The 22,110-nt window shown below is 64.3% G+C and carries 15 protein-coding genes; 10 read left to right on the top strand and 5 right to left on the bottom strand.

The genetic code is table 11. The features are described 5' to 3' along the window. Positions 1–395: 395 nt before the first annotated feature. Positions 396–1,055 (bottom strand): hypothetical protein, encoded by a 660-nt coding sequence (locus tag ABN028_RS33095; protein WP_349699343.1) that lies wholly within the window; start codon positions 1,053–1,055, stop codon positions 396–398. Between the two features lie 384 nt (positions 1,056–1,439). On the opposite strand from ABN028_RS33095, the gene dgoD reads away from it, so the two are divergent. Both dgoD and ABN028_RS35605 read left to right on the top strand, forming a co-directional pair. Further along, a complete protein-coding gene (gene dgoD, locus ABN028_RS33100; protein WP_349699344.1) occupies positions 1,440–2,594 on the top strand; it encodes a galactonate dehydratase in 1,155 nt (384 codons plus the stop codon). A gap of 843 nt (positions 2,595–3,437) precedes the next feature. After that, positions 3,438–3,707: a tyrosine-type recombinase/integrase gene (locus ABN028_RS35605; RefSeq protein WP_502879239.1), complete on the top strand. Its 270-nt coding sequence runs from the start codon at positions 3,438–3,440 to the stop codon at positions 3,705–3,707. Positions 3,708–3,947: 240 nt separating this feature from the next. Here ABN028_RS35605 and ABN028_RS35610 read toward each other — a convergent pair whose 3' ends face one another. Further along, complete coding sequence (locus ABN028_RS35610) at positions 3,948–4,475, bottom strand: GrpB family protein (RefSeq protein ID WP_502879240.1); 528 nt, start codon at positions 4,473–4,475, stop codon at positions 3,948–3,950. A gap of 126 nt (positions 4,476–4,601) precedes the next feature. Between ABN028_RS35610 and ABN028_RS33110 the strand changes: the two genes are divergently transcribed. Together ABN028_RS33110 and ABN028_RS35615 are read left to right on the top strand one after the other, a co-directional pair. After that, on the top strand, positions 4,602–4,985 hold the full coding sequence (locus ABN028_RS33110; RefSeq protein ID WP_349325668.1) for a pyrophosphohydrolase domain-containing protein: 384 nt from the start codon (positions 4,602–4,604) through the stop codon (positions 4,983–4,985). Positions 4,986–5,316: 331 nt separating this feature from the next. After that, positions 5,317–5,634 carry a hypothetical protein gene (locus tag ABN028_RS35615; RefSeq protein WP_502879242.1) on the top strand — a complete coding sequence of 106 codons (318 nt, stop codon included), beginning with the start codon at positions 5,317–5,319 and terminating at the stop codon, positions 5,632–5,634. A 119-nt stretch (positions 5,635–5,753) separates the two neighbouring features. Here the strand turns inward: ABN028_RS35615 and ABN028_RS33120 are convergent, their stop codons facing one another. Next, the gene (locus ABN028_RS33120; protein WP_349699346.1) at positions 5,754–6,758 is read right to left on the bottom strand and encodes a LacI family DNA-binding transcriptional regulator; all 1,005 of its coding nucleotides are present in this window, start codon (positions 6,756–6,758) and stop codon (positions 5,754–5,756) included. 283 nt (positions 6,759–7,041) lie between these two features. On the opposite strand from ABN028_RS33120, the gene ABN028_RS33125 reads away from it, so the two are divergent. The 6 genes from ABN028_RS33125 (at position 7,042) to ABN028_RS33150 (ending at position 15,465) form a co-directional block, all read left to right on the top strand. Further along, a complete protein-coding gene (locus tag ABN028_RS33125; RefSeq protein ID WP_349699347.1) occupies positions 7,042–8,406 on the top strand; it encodes a polysaccharide pyruvyl transferase family protein in 1,365 nt (454 codons plus the stop codon). Positions 8,407–8,422: 16 nt separating this feature from the next. Further along, positions 8,423–10,405, top strand: coding sequence for an ABC transporter substrate-binding protein (locus ABN028_RS33130; RefSeq protein WP_349699348.1), 1,983 nt, complete (start codon positions 8,423–8,425; stop codon positions 10,403–10,405). 227 nt (positions 10,406–10,632) lie between these two features. Next, entirely contained in the window at positions 10,633–11,208 is a 576-nt protein-coding gene (locus ABN028_RS33135) for a hypothetical protein (protein WP_349699349.1), read from the top strand. After that, positions 11,208–12,446, top strand: a complete 1,239-nt coding sequence (locus ABN028_RS33140) for a hypothetical protein (protein WP_349699350.1) — start codon at positions 11,208–11,210, stop codon at positions 12,444–12,446. Before ABN028_RS33135 ends, ABN028_RS33140 begins: the two co-directional genes overlap by 1 nt. Before the next feature lie 83 nt (positions 12,447–12,529). Beyond that, positions 12,530–14,128, top strand: a complete 1,599-nt coding sequence (locus tag ABN028_RS33145) for a pectate lyase family protein (protein ID WP_349699351.1) — start codon at positions 12,530–12,532, stop codon at positions 14,126–14,128. A gap of 194 nt (positions 14,129–14,322) precedes the next feature. Then, the gene (locus ABN028_RS33150) at positions 14,323–15,465 is read left to right on the top strand and encodes a glycoside hydrolase family 27 protein (protein WP_349699352.1); all 1,143 of its coding nucleotides are present in this window, start codon (positions 14,323–14,325) and stop codon (positions 15,463–15,465) included. Positions 15,466–16,220: 755 nt separating this feature from the next. On the opposite strand, the gene ABN028_RS33155 is transcribed toward ABN028_RS33150, so the two are convergent. Next, positions 16,221–17,900 carry an ABC transporter substrate-binding protein gene (locus ABN028_RS33155; RefSeq protein ID WP_349699353.1) on the bottom strand — a complete coding sequence of 560 codons (1,680 nt, stop codon included), beginning with the start codon at positions 17,898–17,900 and terminating at the stop codon, positions 16,221–16,223. A gap of 795 nt (positions 17,901–18,695) precedes the next feature. Further along, positions 18,696–22,088 (bottom strand): CBM96 family carbohydrate-binding protein, encoded by a 3,393-nt coding sequence (locus tag ABN028_RS33160; protein WP_349699354.1) that lies wholly within the window; start codon positions 22,086–22,088, stop codon positions 18,696–18,698. Positions 22,089–22,110 lie beyond the last annotated feature (22 nt).

Here is a 22,110-nt window from a genome sequence, read left to right on the forward strand (position 1 = left end):
CGCACCCACGAACCAAGAACGTCCCGATCACCGTCATGCAACACCAACGCCGCAGCAGGAGGATGAGCCATACCAGCATCCTCCCAGGAACAACCGTCCAATCATTAACGCCACGCCGTACTAGGTCGGTCCGGAGTGACGCTGTGACAGAGAGAGTGGGGAAAGCAGGGATTTGACGACCGTCACTCCCCGCTACTCGCGTTTCCGCAGGTCAAAGCTAATTGAGTGACAGCTGTGACAGTGATGGCATGTCCCCTCTCACCCGTCATTGGCTGTGACGAACAAAGTCCTCCAGGACTCCGCAGCAGCGGACGCTGTGCAACCCCGTTTCAAGGCCGCCGTGTCGCTGTTTTGCCAGGTGAGGGCCCACACACGCGAGCCGATACCCTGGCCCATCAGAGGACCTTGATCAGGCCGAGTAGTGCGTCCTGGCGGCGGTCCGGGTACTTGAATCGGCACGCCGAATACGGTGGTTGCTCGTCTCCGTGGAAGGGGATTTGGATGCCCTCAAGGTGATCGGGATCGTAGACGGTGATCAGGTCGATCCTTAGTGGGACTCCGCCGCGGTCGAGTGGAGGACCCGCATAGAAGTCACTCACGTGTTTCGCGAACGGTGATTGTGAGATGGTGCCGAGGAACGTCGGCGACGGGTCGGGTCTAAGTGAGCGCAAGGATGTTGCCGACACCGCGCAGTATCCGACGTGCAATTCGACGCCGTGTGGGTCGTACGCACCGTGGAGTTGACTCTTGCGCTCCGGGTCGTATCGGTCCGTGCCGTTCGCGATGATCACCTCTGCCAGCGAGTCGTGGGTGTGGCCTGGGTGGTCGATCAGGCTGATGCCGCGCATCGCGACTGCGCGCTCTTCGGCCTGGCCGAAGTTCTTGCAGACGGCTTCATCGATGAGTGGGCCGATGGCTTCGATGTCGGGTCGCTCCCTGACGGTGTACGTGGCACTGAGTCGGTGTGAATTTAGGCAGGTTAGCCTGCGCCTGCAAATGGGATTGCGTTCGTAGGCTTGCGCCGCGCAGATCGTCGTTGCGGGCTGCTCTCCCATCGGTCGGACAGCTTGTTCGTACCCGGTTCTGTGCAGGTGACGGCGCTCAGGCTCGACGCGTCGACCGTCAGGCTTGGCCTGGCGCCCTGCACAGGTTCTGGTTAAGCCGCTCGCGGTGGCCGTCCAATGGGAGGGCAAGCCGACGCTGCCCTCCCTGAGAGAGGACCGGGTGCAGGGCATAGCCCTGGGGTCCTCGTTGAATGAGTCACCACCGGCTTCCGCCCGGCGAGCCCGAGGACGGCCCGGCGGGCAACCGGGAACCGCTGAGGTCCTCCGGCTGGAAGGGAACCGGCCACCTGCGGGGAGCGGGAGTAAGATGTGCGGCGCTTCGGAGGTTGTCGCTTTCGAGGCGCCCATTTCACGAGAGAAGAAGGCCGCCGCAGGATGAAGATCACGCACGTCGAACAGTTCGCTCCGAAACACCGCACCCGGCTGATCCGCATCGGCACCGACGCGGGCATCGACGGATGGGCCGAGAGCACGCTGGAGGGCAAGCCGAAGTCGGTCCCGGCGGTCATCGACGAATATGCGCAGTACCTGATCGGCAAGGACCCTCTTCGTATCGAGCATCATTGGCAGCAGATCTACAGATCGGCCTTCTTCAGGGGCGGCGCACACAACATGAGCGCTTTGGCAGCAGTCGATGCAGCGTTGTGGGACATCGCCGGCAAGCACTACGGGGTGCCCAGCTACAAGCTGATGGGCGGCACCGTGCGGGACAGGATCAGGGTGTATGCGCACTGGGGCATCCGCGACCTGTCCGACGAGGGACTTGAGGCCTCTCGCAAGCGGCTCGACATGCTTCAAAAGAAGGGCTACACGGCGTACAAGGCGGGTCCAGCCGGCCTCTGGCGCGCCCACGAGCCGCCGTCGAGGATCGACCAGTTTGTCGAGGCGGCCTACAAGATGCGTGAGTGGGTCGGCCCGGACGTGGAGCTGTGCTTCGACTTCCACGCCAAGATGACGCCGGCGCTGGCGATCGAAGTGTGCAACGAGATCAAGGGCATGCGGCCGATGTTCGTCGAGGAGCCTGTGCCGCAGGAAAACACCGACGCGTTGAAGCTGGTCTCGGATCACGTCCCGTTCCCGATCGCCACGGGCGAGAGGCTCCTGAGCCGGTGGGAGTTCCGCGAGGTGATCGAGAAGCAGTGCGTGGCGCTGCTGCAACCGGATGTGGCGCACTGCGGCGGACCGAGCGAATTGAAGAAGATCGCCAACTACGCGGAGGTGTACTACCAGCACATCATGCCGCACTGCGCGATCGGCCCGCTTGCACTGGGCGCGTGCATGCTCGTCGATGCCGTCGTCCCGAACTTCCTGATCCAGGAGCAGGTCGACGCCGGGCTCGGCAACGGCCTGCTGAAGAAGGACTGGGAGGTGATCGACGGGCATATCCCCTTGTGGGAGACGCCCGGCCTTGGGGTGGAGGTGGACGAGGCGGAGGCCACGAAGGAGTTCACGGGCGAGTCGTACGGGTACCACGCCGAGCTAGGCGGAGAGACGTATCACGAGAACGACGGCTCGGTAGCGGATTGGTAGGCAGGGTTGCCAATCCCACACTGTGGCGGGTTTTATTCCCCTCTCCCAGCGAGAGAGCGGGTGCCCGCTTGCGGGCGCGGAAAGGGAGCAACTGTCGTTAACGACTTACGTTCGGCATTCACCTTGTCCCTGGTCCGCGCCCCTGAGAACACGGTGCCGAGATGGAGCTGCTCGGTGAGACGTATCAGCTGGGGATCGGCTCCACTGCGGGCGACCTCATATCGACAGCCCGACCCGGGTGTCCGGCTTGAGCCAACCTGCCTTCCCAGGAGGATTGCCCGGCCAGTGGCGTGGCGTCGTAGACCTGGGCTGGCAGGGAGGCAAGCGACGCAGGAAGTACATCACCCGACGGACCCGGCAGGAGGTAGTCCGCGAGCTGCGCACCTTGGTTGCCGCTGCTGAGGCCGGTCGCCTGGCGCCCGGACGTACACCGACCCTGGCGGAATGGCTGGACACCCACATGCGCGAGGTAGCGGCCAGCAATGTGCGTCCGTCAACCGACACCGGTACGAGGAAGAGATCCCCCTCCACATCGTTCCGTCACTCGGACGCCATCGGCTCGATGCGCTTCGCCCTCAGCACCTCGCGCCGTTCTATCAGGACCGCACATAGGTCCTCTCGGTCGGGAGCGTGCGGCGGCTGCATGCCGTCCTTCGGCGCGCTCTGAACGTGGCTGTGCGATGGCAACTGATCAGTGTCAATCCGGCAACGCTCGTAGAACCGCCGTCACTCAAACACCAGGAGGTTTCGCCGTACTCCGTCGACGAGGCCCGGACGTTCCTCGCGACGTCGGTTGGCTACCGGCTACATGCGCGATAGATCCTTGCCGTCGCCCTCGAAGCGATGCGGGTACACCGGCAGCGTCAGGCTGAGGAACGACTTGTAGCCAAGGCCTGGTCAGATCCAGATCTTGTGTTCACGACGTCGCTGGGCACACCGATTCATCCTCGCAACGATCATCGAGCGTTCGCCGCGATCGTGAGGCGCGCTGGTCTTCGGCGCATCCGCCTCCATGACCTCAGACACACAGCCGCGAGCATCCTAGTAGCTCAGGCGGTCCCCCTCGGCTCGTCATGGAAATCCTGGGACATTCCCAGATCAGCATCACGATGAACCTCTACAGCCACGTAGCACCGGAGGTCTCTCGCGAGGCAGCAGACCGCATGGAGTCGGCCCTGTGGTCAAGGCTGAACGACGCAGACGGCCAGGACAGCGCAACGAAGGCAGTGAAACTCACGTGAGAGGCAGCAGTTCCCTTCGGCTACGACATGGCACGTCGTAGCCGAGGGGAGGTTGTGGAGATCCGCTCCGACCAGCGCCCTCTGTGGTGCCGAGCCCGTCCCCTTTAGAGCGTTAGCGGAGCAAGACCGAGCGCGGTTCTGGCGCGAGTGGCGACATCCTGTACGAAGGCCGCCTTGGCGATGTGTACTCGCTTCCCCAGATGCCGTGGTCGACGAGCTCCATCTTGATTCGGGCATATACATCACGGTCCGATGTGTGCGTCCGGAGCCAGTCAGCGAACAGGCGAGGATGCGCGTACGGCCACTGGTTGGCGGTGAAAACATGCGCGATCGCCATCCGAACCGAGCCATCCAGCAGGAAGAGCGCCTCGTGGTCACCGATCTCGATGCGGCCTGTCCATCCAAGTGCCTGGAACGGCTCATCCCAGTCCGCGAGCCGCTGACCCGCGGGAAGTCGCAGAGCCAGGTCGATCACCGGCTTAGCGAGCAGCCCCGGGACTGAGGTCGACCCGACATGCTCGACCGCCCACTGAGGTCCCAGCCCACCCACCAGACGCGCTGCGATCTCCGCGTAGCGCTCTGGCCAGCACGGGTCGTACGGCACAAGCTTCTCTGACGGATACCTCGATTGACACGACATGCCACGCCACGCTACGCACCCTCGCCGACAATCTCGTCCCCGTCATGCCAGACGGCTCAGTCGAGCCGCAGACCGGTCCGGCCGGGGAGAACCGGGACGCGCCGCAATTGGACTATGGTCAGCGGCATGAGTAACTCGCCGGTTGCGCTTGTACGCGAGTTTCACGAAGCGTTCGAGCTGTCCATCGCAGCTCAGCCCACGACGGTCGACCCAGACCTTGCGGAACTTAGGAAGCGGCTTCTCGCCGAAGAGGTTCGCGAACTAGACGAGGCGGTCGCCTCAGGAGACCTGGCGGCAATCCTGCACGAGCTTGCTGACGTGGTGTACGTCGCCTATGGCACAGCGCTGACGTACGGTCTCGACCTCGACGCGGCAGTAGCGGAGGTGCATGGGGCGAATATGACGAAGCTAGGTGACGACGGCCGCCCCGTGGTTCGGGATGGCAAGGTGGCGAAGCCTCCCGGATTCCGGCCGCCCAACATCGCGCCCCTTGTGGACCACACTCGATAGCTAACCCGTCACCCGCCGGACGCTGGCGTCCAACAGCTTGGCTGCTCGTATGGCTGCTTTGGGCGAGCGTGCAAAGCAGACGTAGCGGCCGGGAGGCGCCACAACCGCCTCTGACCAGGGCTTTTGAGTGAGCCGCCTGTGGGAATCGAACCCCACGACCTACGCATTACGAGAACCGCCGCCAACACCCAACTGGCCCTCCACCAGCAACTTCACCACCACCCACTCCCCCACCACCCCCACCGATCGACACCCGTGAACGGCAGTTCATGCCACGAACCATGCCACGTGGCGCCATCGCAGCGGAAGCGCTGGAGGGGTATGGCGCGACATGGCCGGTGTCGCCGAAGGCCTCGCGTACTCCGGGGAGCACTCCATGTCGCCACCGGCAGAAATTCCCCACAGAGCCAAGGCACGCTTCGCCGTCGCCGACTACATCGAAGTCTTCTACAACCGACAACGGCTGCACGCCACCCTCAGCTACGGCACCCCACACGAAGCACTCACCGAGTTCCAGCGGCAACTGGGCGGACGTCGAGAAAGTCGAGGCGGTGATCGCGAATCTGCGAGCGCAGATCGAAGCGGCTGGCCTCGAACTGGCCGGCCCATTGCGCTGGATCTGGCTCTCAGACCCAACCGTCACGCCTGACCCCGACAACCACTACACCGAGTTGCATTGGCCGGTCAGAGGCTGACCTGGCCCACCAATCCCCGCTTCCCACGACACAGATCAACTTGACACAGAGAGGCGCCGTTCGGAAACACCCGCTATCGACGCCGGGCGGTGGAGCCGCGTTCGATGATCTGGGGTGGGGGATCGTTGACGACGATGTCGCGTGGGTCGTCTCCGTTGATCAGGCTCGCGAGCATGGTTTGTCCTGCATGGCCGAGCTCATAGAAGGGCATTCGAACGGTTGTCAGGGCGGGACGGATGTGGGCTGCGGAGGGTATGTCGTGATAGCCGATCACGGAGAGGTCGTCGGGTACGGGGATACCCAGGTCGGCGGCTGCCGATAGTACTCCCAGGGCGGTGGTGGAGTTATTGACAACAGCCGCCGTAGGGCGGCTTGGCTGGGTCAGGATCTCATGTGTTGCGCGGTAGCCATCGTCGGCGGAAAAGCCGACGGGACGGATCCACCGTTGGCGACTGGTCAGTCCAGCTATCCGGAGGGCGTCGCGGAAGCCTTGGCGTCGTTCTTTTGCAGCGAAGTGCTCCTTGTCGCCGCCGATGAAGGCAATTTGCTCATGTCCAAGCTCGATGAGGTGGGTGGTCGCGACGAACGCGCCGTTGCGGTTGTCGAGCCTGACCGACCCTTGTCGTGTCGTGCTGCCGGCATCGAGCTGGACAACGGGGAGCCTCCGTTTGGGAAGGGTGTTGAACGGTTCGAGAGCGCGAGGTGATCGGACAAGGAAGCCGTCGGCTCTGCCTTCGCCGATCAGGCGTCGGAGTAAGTCGCTGCCCGGACGTACGCGTTGTGCCTCAGTGAGGATGAGGGCATAGCCAGACGACTCGGCCGCGTCCTGGATACCCCGGAGCATGTCCTCGTAGATCGGGTTGCTGAGCTTCGGGATGATCGCCGCCACGAGTCCAGAGCGGGACAGGCGTAGGGATCGGGCGGCGTTGTTGGGTACGTAGTTCATTTCTGCGACTGTGCGCAATACCCGCTCGCGGACCGCTGCGCTGGTGCGGACGTACTGGCTGCCGTTGAGAACGGCGGAAACGACAGAGATGGAAACTCCGGCGCGCTTTGCAACGTCGCGCAGAGTAGTCATGCGCCGCAGGTTAACACATCCAGGCGAACCGGCCTCCGGTGAGCCTGTGCCGCGTCTGTAGGCGCGGGTTGACGCGGCTGCTGCTTCGGCATCGGCACAGGAAGGACATTGGCCAGCGGCGGACAGTGTCATCTTGATGCAAGGTTACATCTTGATGCAAGGTTACATCAGCCCTACTGTGGCGATCGGCGACCCTATACCTGCGCAACCTAAGGTCTTGCGGAGGTGCACAGCCGTGGGACTGGGTTGCCGTCTCCCGACCACAGTTTGAAGGTGAGCGCGCATGGCGGACGCATTTCCCGGAGTGGCAGGCGACGAGGGTGTGGCAGGTCCTGTTGGTGGCGACGACGCGCCTGAACGGGCTCGGATACTTGTGCGGTCGTTGTGGCAGACCGTCAACATCGGTGACGTCGCCCACGCGCCGGGTACACTGCGGGCCCTCCAACGCCATGGCAATGCCACGGGCCCGGGGGTCGACCTTTCCCTGTGGGTACAGCGGATCGACGACCGCGAACGCGCGATGCTGGAGCGGTTCTTCCCGGCCGTCCGTCTCGTCGAAGGAGATCTCGACGAGCGCGGTGAACCGACGACACCGGAGCTTCAGGAGGAGTTCGAGCGCGCCGACCTCCTCCTGCACGGCCCGGCCGCCAGCTTCGGTGCCGAGCCTCAGGTCCGCCTCTGGAGTGCGGCGACCGGCAAACCGTACGGCATCTTCGGCGTGACCGTCGATCCGGTGACGCATCCTGACTGGGGGACGCTCGACGACCTGGCGACGAAGGTCCGCGCCCTACCCGCGGGGCACCTGCGACGGGAGACACGGCGCCTGCTGGACGAGGCGTCGTTCGTGTTCTGCCGTGACACGCTGAGCCTCGAATACCTCGAGCAGCAGGGCGTGACGGCACCCGTACTCGGTTTCGGTCCGGACGCGACGTTTATGTTCGACGTCCACGACGACGCGGCGGCGACGTTACTGCTCGAAGGGTACGACCTGGCTGCGGGGGACTTCGTCTGTGTCATCCCACGCCTGCGCTACACGCCGTACTACCGGATCCGTGGGACGGAGCCGACCGCTGAGGATCTTCGGCGCGATGAGCTGAACGCGACCTTTCAGGACCGTGAGCTGAGCAAGCTACGGGACCTCGTCACGGCGGTTGTGCGCCAGACCGGCCGCCGGGTCCTGCTCTGCCCCGAGATGATCTACGCGGTGGAGCTCGCCCGCACCGAGTTGTGGGAGAAGCTTCCCGCCGACGTCCAGTCGGCGGTCATCGCCCTGCCGTACTACTGGGCCGCGGAGGAGGCCGCCGCGGTGTACGCCCGGGCGCATTCGGTTGTGAGCATGGAATGTCATTCGCCGATCATGTCCGTCGTCGCCGGGACACCCACGGTGTATCTCAGGCAGCCGACGGACACGATCAAGGGCCAGATGTGGGCTGATCTCGGACTGGCCGACAGCATCCTCGAGCTCGACGATCTCCGCGCTGGTGAGCTCGAGGACTTCTTCCAACACAAGTACGCCGACTACCAGAACGCCGTCGAGAGCACCGCTCGTGGTCGTGAGCGGGCGCAAAGCATCCTGGGCGACATGGTGGCGACGGCTCTCGACGCGGCGACAGGTGTCCGGCATTCCCGCCAATCTCAGGCGGGCTAACCCAAGGAGCTTCGTGATGAAGGTGTGGAACAACCGAGGCGTCAGCCGGCGGTTGCTGCTGAGGTCGGCGGGCGTCGGCGTCGGGCTGCTGGCCGTCACCGGGTGCGACCTGCTGTCCACCGACCCGGGGGGTCAGCAGAGCCCGCGCGGGAAGCCGAACGAACCAAAGGGTCCAGAGGCCCCGTCGTTGGCGCGGCAAGTGAAGGACGGCAAGCTGCCGGCTGTCAAGATGCGCTTGCCGGAGTCTCCGCTGGTGCTCGAACCGGTGGAGCGCGTCGGCGTGTACGGCGGCACCTGGAACAGCGTGCTGCTGGGTCCCTCCGACACGGCCTGGGTCCAGTCGACCATCGGTTACGAGGGCCTGATGAGGTGGGACCCGGAGTGGACCGAGGTCGTTCCCAACGTCGCGGAGTCGGTCGAAGCCTCCGCTGATGCCCGCGAGTTCACCATCTATCTCCGTGCAGGAATGAAGTGGTCGGATGGCCAGCCGTTCGGGGCCGACGACCTCGTGTTCGCCTACGAAGACGTCCTCCTCAACGAGGAGCTCTTTCCGGTTGCCCCGTCCTGGTTGGTGCACGGCGGTCAGCCAGCCACGCTGGAAAAGCTGGACGACCACACGGTACGCCTGCGCTATGCGGTGCCGTCGGGGATGTTCCTCACCGATCTCGCCCGGATCGAGTCGTCGGCTGCCCTGGTGGACAAGCCAGTCCACTACCTTCGGGAGTTCCACGCCACCTACAACCCTGAGGTGACCAAGCTCGCCGAGGCAGAAGGACTGGCGACGTGGCCGGAACTCTTCGCGGCTAAGGCCAGTGACTGGGGAAACGCCGAGAAACCCACCTTGAACGGCTGGATCGTCACCACTCCGCTCGGCGACTCCAACCGGGTCGTCGCGAAACGCAACCCCTACTACTGGAAGACCGATCCTGACGGCAGCCAGCTGCCGTACATCGATGAGGTCGTCTACCAGGTGATCTCGGACGCACAGGTCATCCTCCTCAAGGCCACGAACGGCGAGTTCGATCTCGTCACCCGGCACGTCAACAGCCTGCCGAACAAGCCGGTGCTGGCACGTGGGCGCGAGTCCGGCGGGTACGACTTCCTCAAGCTACGCACGAGCTACATGAACGAGATGGTCATCTCGCTCAACCTGGCGCACAAGGATCCGGTGAAGCGCGCGCTCTTTCAGAACAGGGACGTCCGGATCGGTTTGTCCCACGCGATCAACCGCGACGAGCTCAACAAGGCGGTCTTTCAGAGCCAGGGCGAGCCGTGGCAGGCCGCACCAAACCCAGATTCGGAGTTCTACGACGAGGGGATGGCTAAGCAGTTCACCGATTACGATGCGGCGTTGGCGGAACGTCACCTTGACCGAGCAGGCCTCGTGGACAAGGACTCCGACGGGTTCCGCGTGGGACCCGACGGCAACCGCCTCACGATCACCGTCGAGGTGGCCTTACCCGCCTTGGTGCCGTTCTGGGTTGACGCGATGAACCTCGTTGCCGAGCACTGGAAGGCTGTCGGCGTCGACACCAGGGTGAAGACCGAGGACCGCACGCTCTACGACGAGCGCACCCGCGCCAACGAGCACGACGCCGGAGTGTGGAACGGCACCGGGGGATACGGCGATGAGATGCTCGGCCCGCTGTACTACTTCCCGGTCCAGGCTGCACTGGTCGCCTGGGCGACGCCGTGGGGACAGTGGTTCTCCACCCGCGGTGAGGACCCCGCGGCGGAACGCCCGCCAGATGCGCCTCGCCGGCAGATGGAGATGTACTGGCGGATGCTCGAGACGCCGGCTGAAGAGGAACGGAAGCGGATCTTCCGGGAGATCCTCCAGATCGCGAAGGAGCAGTTCTACACGATCGGCACGATCCGCATCCCAGAGGGATACGGCACCGTCAGCCGTCGGCTGCACAACGTTCCCGCGGTAATTCCTGACTCCTACCGCTACGCGACGCCCGCACCCACCAACCCCGCGCAGTACTTCCTCAGCTGACCCACGTGACGCGTGGTGGATCGCCGCCTGCCCTGGGCCTCGATCCACCACCACGGGCGATCGGAGTCCACCTCATGACTGGCCGTCAGTTCCCATGCCTGCCGCCGCTGACCCGGCGGACCTTGCTCGCTGCGACCAGTGCGGCAGCGCTTGGACATGCCGTGGCCGGCACTGGTCCGGCCAGCGCTCAGCCGGGATCGGAGACGATCACGGCTACGGTGACCCCCTTGCCCCTGGTTGGGCTCCTGCCGCCCGACGGGCCGGAGCGGGCCTTGTTCGCGGCCGAGGAGCAACGGCTTGCGCCATACCTCGTCATCCTCGCGCCGATGGCGAACGACATCGTTGACGACGATGCCGAGACGTACGGCTGGATGGCGGGCGGCTGGTGGCGGACGCCGTCGCATCCCCGCAACTCCCGCATCCAGGAGCACGTAGCGACGATGGGCTGGTTCCTCGCCCACGAGCGCCCGTGGAACCCCTACTACCGCGATCCGGCGCTCGAGGCTCGCCTGGACGCCGCCATCGGGTACTACCTGGGGCTCCAGGGTCCACGCGGAGCCTGGCCGGTGACGTACGAGGAGGAGAGCCTCGCGACCACCGGGTTCGGCATGCTGGCCCTGGCCGGCACGCTGGGGTACCTCCGGTCCATTTCGGCACTGCCGGACCGCCAGAAGGGATCGAGACCGCGCTGCGCGCCGCGACCACCTGGATGTTGGAGACTGGCCCGCACTGGCGGACGCCGATTCAGGCGGTTAACCAGGTCGTCGGCGGGCTCGCGGGCGTGGCCAGCGCGCTGCGCCTGATGCCCGACGCGTCCGTCGCCGAGGCCCTGAGCCGGCGGATCGACGACCTCATCGCGGCCGGGCAGAGCCCGGCAGGCTACTTCTACGAGCCGTACGGCGTCGACCACGGCTACAACTTCACCGTCACACTCCCCGACCTCGCCGACCTTCACCGGCTGACCGGGCACCCGGGCCTTGTCACGATGGTGGAGAAGTTCGCCGACTGGTACTGCCTGGTCCGGGTCCGCGAACCCGACGACGCCGGCTGGATCTACTTCTCCGCCCTCAGCGCGCGCACCATCTCGAACTCGGTGGGCGACTACTCCCAGGAACCCGACCGGGACGTGTTGGCGACGCTGCTCCTCGACGAGGTGCCCACGCTGGCGCCGTACTTCACCTCGGCGGAGGCGCGGGCCGCCGGGCGGGCGGAATGGGTGGCAGATCCGGACCCCGTGCCGCCTTTGGTGAAGCCGGACACCTCACCACGGATCGTCCTGCACGCGGACCTGGGCGAGAGCTACCCGCCCGAGACTCTGCGGACCACGTGGATCGAACGCCTTCCCTACGTGGAACGGGACTCCTTCACCGAGATGCGAAGTGATCCACGCGGCCAGGACTACCTGTTCGTACGCCGCCCGTCGTACTACGCGGGTTCGTGGTTCGGCCCTCGGGAGACCGGTCTCGTTCGATCCGGTCCAGCTTTCCTGTGGCATCCGGCCTGCGGCATGTTCGTCCACTCGCGCAACGACGCCGACGGCCGGGCCTGGGCGACCGTCCTCGCAGACGGAACCTCCACCGCGTCGAGCAGCCTGACCGCCGGCTACTTCATCGGCGAGCCGGAGCGCGGGATCGCGATTCCGCCGGAGCGGCGACTGCCGGGTGGCGGCCCACTCGGTGTGCGGTACGCCGATCCTGCCGACCTCATTCGGACCGACCTCGTGTTCACCGACGTGGAGCTGCGGCAGCGGATCGAGGTGGCTGGCCAGGCGACCCAGGTGATCCCGCTCGTGGTGCGCACGAACGACCGCCTCGAGCTCGCCGACGGCACCGCGCTCAGCCCGGGGCAGAGCGTCGACACCACCACCGCCGGCGTGACCATCCGGCGCGGCGCCGTCAGCCTGCGCCTGAGTTGGGACGAGTCGCATCCGATCAGCCTGGCGGCGACCACTGCGGCCTACTTCCTGGACAGGAGCCGAAGTCTGCACCTGCTGCGGGTGTCCTTCGAGAACACCGTGGAGGTCCGTTACGTCCTGGCCTGACCTGTTTGGTCAGGCCCGATCGGAGTGTGTAGAAGGTAATGGCCAGAACTCAGACTGCGGGACGACACGTGGAGGAGCCTCGAATGGGAACAACGCGAAGGGCATTTCTCGCCACCGGAACCGGCCTCGGCCTAGGTGCCCTGGTCTCGGGGAACCAGTCGTTCGCAAGTCCGGACGCCTATCCCACCGGTAGGCCACGGTCCCCCTTTCTCCGTGCCAATTCGCGTGGCCATCTAACCTATCCGCGCGACGCCGAGGGCAATCGCATCCCTGATTTCAGCTGCGCCGGCTACCGCCGTGGCGAGGTGCCGATCCCCAACGTTCCGGTGGTGCGCACCATCAGCCCCATCGACGGCGACAACACAGCGCACATCCAGGCTGCCCTCGACGCCGTCGGGGCACTTCCCCAGGACGTGACCGGCTTCCGTGGAGCAGTCCAGCTCACAGCCGGCACGTACCCGGTGTACGGAACCATCAAGATCACCCGGGACGGCGTCGTTCTGCGGGGAGTCGGTGACGACGAGGATCCGTCGGCGAACACAGTCATTCGCGCGATCGGCGATACTCCGACTGGTCGGTACGTGGTCGTACTGGGCGGTGGTCCCGGCGGATGGTCACTCGGGGAGATACCGGGCACTCGAACCGACATTACCAGCGACCTGGTGCAAGTCGGCGAACGATCGTTCACTGTCGCCGATCCCAGCCTCGTCAGGCCAGGCGATACGATCATCGTGAACCATCCGTGTTCTGCGGCGTGGCTCACGGCGGTGGACGGCGGCGGAACTCATACAGACCCGCCGTGGGACGTCGACGAGTGGCCGATCCGGTTCAACCGCGATGTTGTCGACGTATCGGGAAGCTCCGTGACCGTCGACACCGGAGTCTTCAATCACCTGGATCGCTCGTTGTCGCAGTGCTACGTCTACCGGTGGGAGCAGCCGGAGATGGTGCGGAACGTCGGCGTCGAGGGAATTCGCGTCGACATCGAATACCTCGGCGACCCCGACACCGACGAGGCGCATGCCCGCAGTGCGTTCGTGGTCCAGCAAGCCCGTGACGCCTGGGTTCGCGACTGTACCGGACTTCACTTCGTGTATGCCGGCGTGGATATCCGGACCGCGACGCAGGTCACCGTCGCCAACTGCCGTGCGCTTCGGCCGGTATCACTGATCACCGGCTCACGTCGTTACAACTTCAATGTCTCCTCGTACTCGAGCCAGGTCCTCTTCTCCGACTGCCATGCCAGTGACGCGCGACATGCATTCGTCTCCAACGGGACGGGCACGGCGTCCGGCCTGGTGTTTCTCCGTGGCAGCTCCGAGCGAAGCCTCGCCACCAGTGAGGGCCACCGGTCCTGGACGCAGGGAATGCTCTTCGACAACCATCGCGAGATCGATCCGCGCGTTGATACCACGGTTGGCCTGTTCAACCGCGGAAGTGCCGGTGACGGGCACGGCTGGGCGGCGGTGCACTCGGTCGCGTGGAAATGCGATGTTGCTGGAACCAAGCTCGTAGTACAGAAGCCGCCGACCGCGCAGAACTACGCCATCGGTTGTTTCGGAACGACTACTGGCGACGGCCCCTTTGTTCAGCCTGCCGGCCACATCGAAGGCAGCAACGATCCGTCCATCAGCCCGCCGTCCTTGTACGAGGCGCAGCTCGCAGATCGCCTTCTCGCTTAGCCCCGCGCCAAGACCTAGAGCAGCGTGACTTCTCCGTTGGACGGGCGCCGGGCACTCATGACGGGCGCCGCAGGGCGAATCGGGCCCGATGGGGACGCGCGGCGAGGACCCGTCGGTTGCCACCGCGGGTCCGGAAGGCAGGTGCGATGGAGCTCTCCGAGGATGCGTCGCCAGCCGTCAGCGACGCTGATGACATGACTGCCGGTGACGCGCGACTGGCGTTGACGCCGCCGATGGGATGGAATAGCTGGAACCGCTTTCGGCGGCAGATCGACGAGCAGTTGGTTCGCGGTATCGCTGACGCGATGGTGGAGTTACGGATGCGCGACGTCGGCTACCGGTACGTCATCGTCGACGACTGCTGGATGGCCCGGTCGCGTGGTCGGTCGGGAGACCTGCTCCCCGACCCGGACCGGTTCCCGCACGGCGTAGCGGCACTCGCCGAGTACGTTCACGAGCGTGGCCTGTTGTTCGGGATCTACTCCAGTCCGGGCGAGACCACCTGCGCCGGCTATCCAGGCAGCGCGGGACACAAGGAACGAGATGCGCAGCTGTTCGCCGCGTGGGGAATCGATTACCTCAAGTACGACTGGTGCTACGCCACCGATGTGCCGTCGCATGCCTTCCTCCGCATGCGAGACGCGCTCGCCGCGACCGGGCGTCCCATCGTCTACAGCGTCAACGGCGGTGCCGCCAGCCGTGCTAAGCCGTGGTCATGGGGCGGATCGGACCTCTGGGCGCTCGATGCCGTCAACTGTTGGCGCACCTCCAACGACATCTGGGCGCGTTGGGACACCGACGGGACGATCGCCGAACGCAGCATCATGACGATCTTGGACGAGCAGGTGGGCCTCGAACGCTTCGCCCGGCCGGGGCGATGGAACGACCCCGACATGCTCGAAGTCGGCAACGACGGCCTTACCGACATGGAGTCCAGGACGCACTTCAGTCTCTCGTCGATGCTCGCCGCCCCGCTCATCGCCGGAAACGACCTACGCGACATGTCCGCCGCAGCGCTTGCCGTCCTCACCAACACGGACGTGATCGCTGTCGACCAGGATCCCCTCGGTCGTCAGGGGAGGCGAATACGGCGAGACGGTGCCAGCGAGGTCTGGCTTCGCGAGCTGAGCGGTGGTGACCGGGCGGCCCTCCTCCTCAACCGGGGCTCAGAACCTCTGACTGTCGAGATCGCCGCCGCGGAGGGCGTGCTGGAGGGTGACGCGACGTACTCTGTGACCGACCTCTGGAGCGGCTCATCGATCGAGACCGCTGAGGTCCTGAGAAGCATCGTCGAACCACATGGCTGCACCATGCTGCGGTTTGCCAGATGCGGCTGACAAAGGCGGGCGAACGGACGTACGTGAGGCTTTCGCTCCAGCCACTCCTACGGGCACGGAAAATGCCACACACGCTTTGCTGCCAGCAAGCCCATCGCCGGCGTGAGTGAGCGTCGCACGCGTCGTCGTCGCAAACGGCCGCGTCCTCACCATCAAGCTCGCCGACACAGGAACCCCCAGATAACCTCGTCGATGCGCTCCTCGACGCGTTGCCGAGCCGATGTCGAACACGGCAACGAGTTGCGTGCGCAGAAGCCAGCTCCCGCCGTTCGAGTCCTATCCCTAGGCGTCGCCGTTCACAGGACTGAGACGTCGCCTGGAGCCAGGTCGAGTCGGGGACGAACGCAGCGGACGCGGTGCCGCCACCTGCCTGCGTCCACTGCGACGTCTGCGCTCACCTCGACAACGACATCGGGCTCCACTCGGATGTAGCGGGTAGGTCCACCGCGCCAGGCGACGGTGAGCACGGCCGGCCATGGGCGGTCTGCGTCTGGGCGGCCTGAACAGGGGCCAATGGCGTGCTCGATGGGATGCGGCGCATCAGCCGTTCGAGGATGGCCCGGCGGGCCGACAGCCTGGTGCGCCGCAGGTCGCCGTGTTGGTGCTCTTCGAGGACGTCAGAAGTGGTGTTGTGGCAGGCTCCGTCTGGCGGGTGTCTTGCCGCGGTAGTTGGCGCACCGGGCATTGCAGACTGGTGAAGTCCAGCCGGCTCGATGGGCTCCACCGGACCCTGGAGCCGGCACTGTCGGCCTTTCTCACTCGATGAAGAACTGCTCCGGTCGTGCGGGTGCCGGTGTGAGGTAGAGGTACGCCTCGGGAATGGGTTCGGGAACGTTGTGGAAGTTGTCCGCGACGATCCCATAGTTCTCCTCCTGGAGTACGGTGCCGATCACGTAGAACTCTTCCTTGGCGATAGCGAGGATCTGCCGGAACAGCTCAGATTGGGCCCCGCGGTCGGCAGTCAGGGTCAGTTCGCGGTACAGCTCCATCTGCCGCTTCGCTGGCGCCGGCGGTTCCTGGCCCTCGGCGCCGTCGGTGAAGAACCAGAACGCCCAGGGGATGGCGTAGTTCGACTCTGTGCTGAACGGGAAGTACCACCGCGGTTCGATGACCGCGTCCTGTGCACCGCCGTCGCCCTGCCAGATCGCTACGTCGTGCTTGTTGGCTTCCTTGCGTTCGTAGAACAGTGTGCGGTCCTCGGCCTTGATCTGCGCGTCGACACCGACCTCCTTCCACTGTTCGCGGATCAGTTCCATAGCGCTGACCCAGAAGTCCTTCAGCGTGGGTGTGGGAATCTCCACGGAGAAGCGGATCCGCTTACCGTCCGGCCTGAGTCGGAATCCCTTGCTATCGCGTTCGGCGTATCCTGCGCGGTCGAGAATGTCGTTGGCTTTCGCCACGTCGTACTCGGTGTACTGACTGGCGAACTCGTCGTCGTAGAACTCCGACTCGCTGCGCGGTGCGGCCTGCCATGGCAGACCCTGCCGCTGGAAGGCCACCGTGATCAGTTCCTCTCGGTTGATCGCGTGCGACATCGCGATCCGGAAATTCTTGTTCTGGAAGACCTCCCGCAGACCCTCGTCCTCGTGCGTAAGGTTGAACGCGATGATCATCTCGTTCATGATCGCCGGGACGAGTTTGAAGAAGTCGTAGCCACCCCTCTCGCGATTCCGAGCCAGTGTCGGCTTGTTGTGCAGCGTGTTGATGTGCCGTGCGTGCATGTTGATCTCACCGTTGGAGATCTTCAACAGGATGACCTGGTTGTCGTTCACCATGTCGTAGGCGACCTGGTCGATGTACGGCAGCTGGCGACCCTCCGGGTCGACCTTCCAGTAGTACGGGTTGCGTTCGGCAACGATGCGTTGGCCGTCACTGAGCGAACTGGTCGGCTTCCATCCCCACACTGTCGGCAGCTCAGGACTGTCGAAGACCAGACGCTTGGCGCCGAACAGGTCTATCCAGCTGTCATAACCTTGTTCCTTCGCCAGCTGTTCCGCGTCTGGGTTGTACTTGATGTGGAACTGCTGGAGGTAGTGCTTCGGCATCGACGTCAGGTCCGTGCCGTTCGGGCTCGCGATCCGCTCCAGGAACAACCCGTGTGGAGCGCCGAAAACGAACCGCACGGTGTGGTCGTCAACCTTCTCGACCTCGGGCAGCTTACCTTCGGTGACCAGCCAACTCGGCGCCTCGGGGAAGATGTCGCTGTTGAACCAGATATCTTCACAGCAGAAGACGATATCGTCGGCGGTGAACGGCTCACCGTCCGACCACTTCATCCCGCGCCTCAGCTGGAAGGTGTAGACGCGGCCGTCGTCTTCCACCTCGAACGACCTGGCCACATTGGGAATGACTTGGGCCCAGTCCGGGCTGAAGTGCACCAGCTGGTCGTAGCCGATTGTGCGGTGCATCACGGCGGTGTCACTCGGCCCAACCATGACAGAGCTCCAGGTCCCGCCGTAGACTCCGATGCGCTCGACCGGCTCGACCACCAAGGGCTCCCCAGGTAGCCGTTCCGCCAGGGACGGCAGCTCACCAGACGTCACTCTCGCCACGAGCGACGGCGCCTGCTTGGCTGCATGGTAAGGCCCCTTTCCGCGACCCTTCGATGTTGGCTCCGTGTTCAGCCAGCGGCAGCCGGCGGCCGATGTCACCACCAGGGCCGTGCCTCCTGCAGCCCGCAAGAGAACCCGTCGCGTCACGTCTCGACCCATCTGTCCCTCACCCACTCCATTCCATGGCAGAAACCGCTTTCCCAACAGCTACAAGATGACTTGTCCGTTCTCACAGCCACGCCGACTCATTCTGAACTGACTCCTCAGCCGGAAATGGTTTGGATTCCAAACCGGGAGGTGCGCTGTCGGCGCAAGATCGTCCCACGCCGGCTCGGCATATCGCTCATCACCGCTCAGCGCCGAAGTGAGCGTGGCTTACGGAGCTACCGAAGCCACTGGACTTCAGCAGCTTCGCTGCATCCAGCACACCTCGGTGAGCTCCGCCGGCGTCGACCGCGCTATCAAAGCGCTGGCTTCGTGAACAGTACTCATGACTTCCATGAACAACCAAAAGCCATACATGGAATCTCCGACCTGATGATCGAGCTCTTCGGCGCACCCGGACTGCACGCACCCTCCGGGATCGGCACCTCCAACCTCTCTGACAACCGACCCGTCGAAATCGAACCGAGCGTGTCCATCCGCGGCTGAGATCTCGCCACGGCCCACCCTCCGCCGTCAGGCGACGCGCACATTGAGGTACGGCGGCTCGTCAGACTCGCGGCTTCGAATGTTGACGACAAGACCGTTCTCACCAGCCGGCGGCCGCTCGACCGCGGCGAGGCTGATCGCCCCACCTGACGCGACTGCTGAGCGGAGAGACTCTGTCAGGTCGACGCTGTACCACCCTGCCGTTCGGGTGATGTGGGCCGTGCCGAGCTTCTCCCCGAGCGCGGGGCGCGTGTTCCACGTCACAGCATTCTCCTCGAAAGTCCCGGCGAGCACATGAACGTCGACATCGATCTCGTCGCCGTCATTGTCATAGACATTTGCATGCAGGTTCAGCGTGATCGACTCCACCGTGCCGTCCACACTGTCCGGTTCGAAGCGGAAGTAGGCCTCCCGATTTACGCCGGAGTTCATCCATTGGACCGTCTTGACGAGCAAGGTGGTTGCAGCGCCGTAATTCGTGTCCGCCTTCGCGCCGTCGTTGACGTAGGTATCAGCGACAGGTGTGAAGCGACGGCTGTTGGGATCGATCACCGTGACAGTCTTTCGACCATACTCCAGGCGCCAGTCCTCGGTGAGGACGATCCCAGCTACGGAGACCTTACCTTCGGCAACTGCCATTAGCTCTCCAGTGGCAGTGACGGTCGCAACCGTGGGATCATCGGTGTCATAGCTAATCGTCGCGTTCGACAGATCGGCGGTGGTCCCATCATTCATCGTCGCGGTGATGTCCAGCTGTGTACTGGTGTTGAGAGCGAGAGACTCGGGCGCCTCCAAGGTTACCGCCGCCAGGTGTGGCTCGATTGCTGGCGGTTGCACTGTCCGCCCGGGGATCTCGACTTCTGTGATGCTGTTCCACGAGCTTGCGGTGTTGCCGTGCCCGACGATACGGACATATTGCGCAGTCGTGTTGTCAAAGGAGTAGGTCTCGAGGCTGGTCTGATTGCCGGAGCTCCATCCGGAGAAGACGTGGTGCCAGTCGCCCTCCGCGGCCGCCACCTCGACATCGAAGCTGCTGGAGCGCTGGTCCCCCAGATACCAGGCGATCTTGACGCTCGATACCGGGCCGTCGGCGCCCATGTCGTAGGCGATCCACTGGCCATCGCCCTCTGCCGACCATCTGGTCGTCAAATCGCCGTCCATAGTGTTCTCGGGAACGTTCCCGTCATGGCTGCTGGCGATGATCGTGCTCGGGAAGAGGCCTGGCCCGAGTTTGGGGATGAAGTACACCTCGTAGCGTGCGCGAGCCTTGCCCGCCTCTGTTGACTCTACGGTCGCGAATCCTGGAACTGAACGTGCCTGATGGACTACCACGCGCCCGGCGGAGTCTGCCGCCTCCGCCGAGACCACCGGCACGCTCTCGCCACTGGCGACATCAACGGTGTAGACGAATGTCGCGCTGGAGAACGAGGGAATTGTGGCGCCATTTACCGAAAGTGTCCGGAGACCGCTGACCGTCTCCGGCCCAGTGGTCCACTCGGACAGGGGAGTGACCCCTGTCAGCTCCGGCGCCTTCTGCCCTGAACGTAGCGGGCTGAGCTGCACAGCCACCGTCGCTGTCTCAACGTCGTTGAGTCGGATCGCCAGTTTGCGGACACCGAGGTTGTCTGTCTGTCGATCGGGATCAGGTGAGGTCCACAGTGGTTTCGCTGGCGCGTTGTAAAAGACGGCACTTGCGGGAGAAGAGATTCGGGCCAGGACTCTGCGGTCGCCAAGCTCGAGCGTCGCGCTCCTACCGTCAGACGAGATCGCGATCGCAGCACTGGTGTGCATGAACCACCACGCCTCCCCCGAATCCTCGGTGGCAAACTCATCCTGGACGAGAAGCTGCTGACGGTTGTCATGCAGCTGCACACCTCGCCGCCACGAGCGCAGTGCTGGGTGAGCCTTGGTCAGCTCCGCTATGGCATAGGCCGCCTTTGGACCCGACTTGTGTTCGATGATCACGCCGGTCCCTCTGACTTGCTGGTCATCGCCTCTACTTGGATTGATGACAAGTGTGTTCTGGCCCTCAGCCCGCTTGCGGTAGTACGTCCAGCGCTGCCCGCCAGGGCCGCCGGTGAAGTAGCCGGGAAGGTTGTAGTCGTCGGAACCAAGTTCGATCGCCCAGCGGACTCCGATCGCATCGAAGACGAAGTCCCCGAGATCGAGGTCGGCATGCCCTGCTGAGTTTTCGCCAGCCTTGAACGCCGCGAAGATGGCGTTGGTGTCTTCCCAGCCGCTGCGCATGGTCACCGCTTCACTCCGCCCGAAGTATCTGTCGAGCGGAAGCTGCGCCTCGATGGGGGCTCGCACCTTCGATGGATCGAACCATAACAGCGAGGCTGGACTTTGGAACCAACTGATTGCGTTCTTGTCCGCGCCGATGCCGCCCCACCAACCATAGACCGGATTGTCATATCTCTTGGCAAGCCAAAACATCTCTGGTGGCTGCGGTGACCCTGACCCTGCGTCGTAATAGTTGAAGTTCATCCCGGTGGGACCGGTGAGATAGATCGGAAACAGCCCGGTATCAGCTAATCCTGGGGAAGTGCTCAGGCCGTAGTCATCCCCGGTGGCGGTGATCAGACTCTCGATGTAGGGCACAAGGTACTTGGTGGCATATCCCCAGTACGAGCCGACGCCTTCGGGATAGCCGCCATGCGGCCCGTATGCTGCGACAGCGAGTGGGATGGAGGCCAGCGCCTCGTCCAGGATCCGCTGGCTCAGTTCGGGTTCGTGTTCGGCAATCGCCAATGCCCCGATCGACAGGCCTGCGTTACACACGATATTCCAGTTGCTGGTAGACCTATGCCAGTTTGGGAATGCTGTGCCGCTTGGAGGGTTGCCGGTGTAGACAGCCAATCCAGGTTTCAGGCCGAGCTCTCGAATCGCTGTCTGCATGGCAGTGCGTCGCGCTTCCGTCCAAGCGTGATACAGCCAGTCGTAGGCGATCGCCACCGCATGTGCCATCTCGGCGGTGTCCAGGAAGTGACGCTGGCTATTCCAGTCAGGGAAGTTGGCGACGGCATGCATCTCCTCCCAGAGGCGCTCGGCGTAGACCTGCTTGTTCTCGACCGCATACGCCAACGCCAGCGAGTATGCACGCCGCACCACCGTTCTGCTGGTGCCCAACAGTCGTAAGCCATCTGGGATGGCGTACTCCGAGACTGGAGCAGTCAGGATGGCATCGGCGTCGGCCTTCACCCTTGCATACCAACCTGCCGCCCGCTCACTCCCTTGGATCGTCGCCTTGACGCCATCGAAGTCCCGCAGCATCAAGCGGGGATGGCCGGATACAACTGGTCCGACTCCGCTGGAGCTGGCCGACACAGGGACCGTTGGATTGAGGAGAGTAACCCCGAACCCGGCCATGCTGGTGAGCGCTGCGAGTGAACCCTTGACGAATGTGCGACGATACACGAGGTCTCCTCGGATGGTCATA

This window comes from Actinopolymorpha sp. B17G11, from assembly GCF_040196095.1.
GTDB lineage: Bacteria > Actinomycetota > Actinomycetes > Propionibacteriales > Actinopolymorphaceae > Thermasporomyces.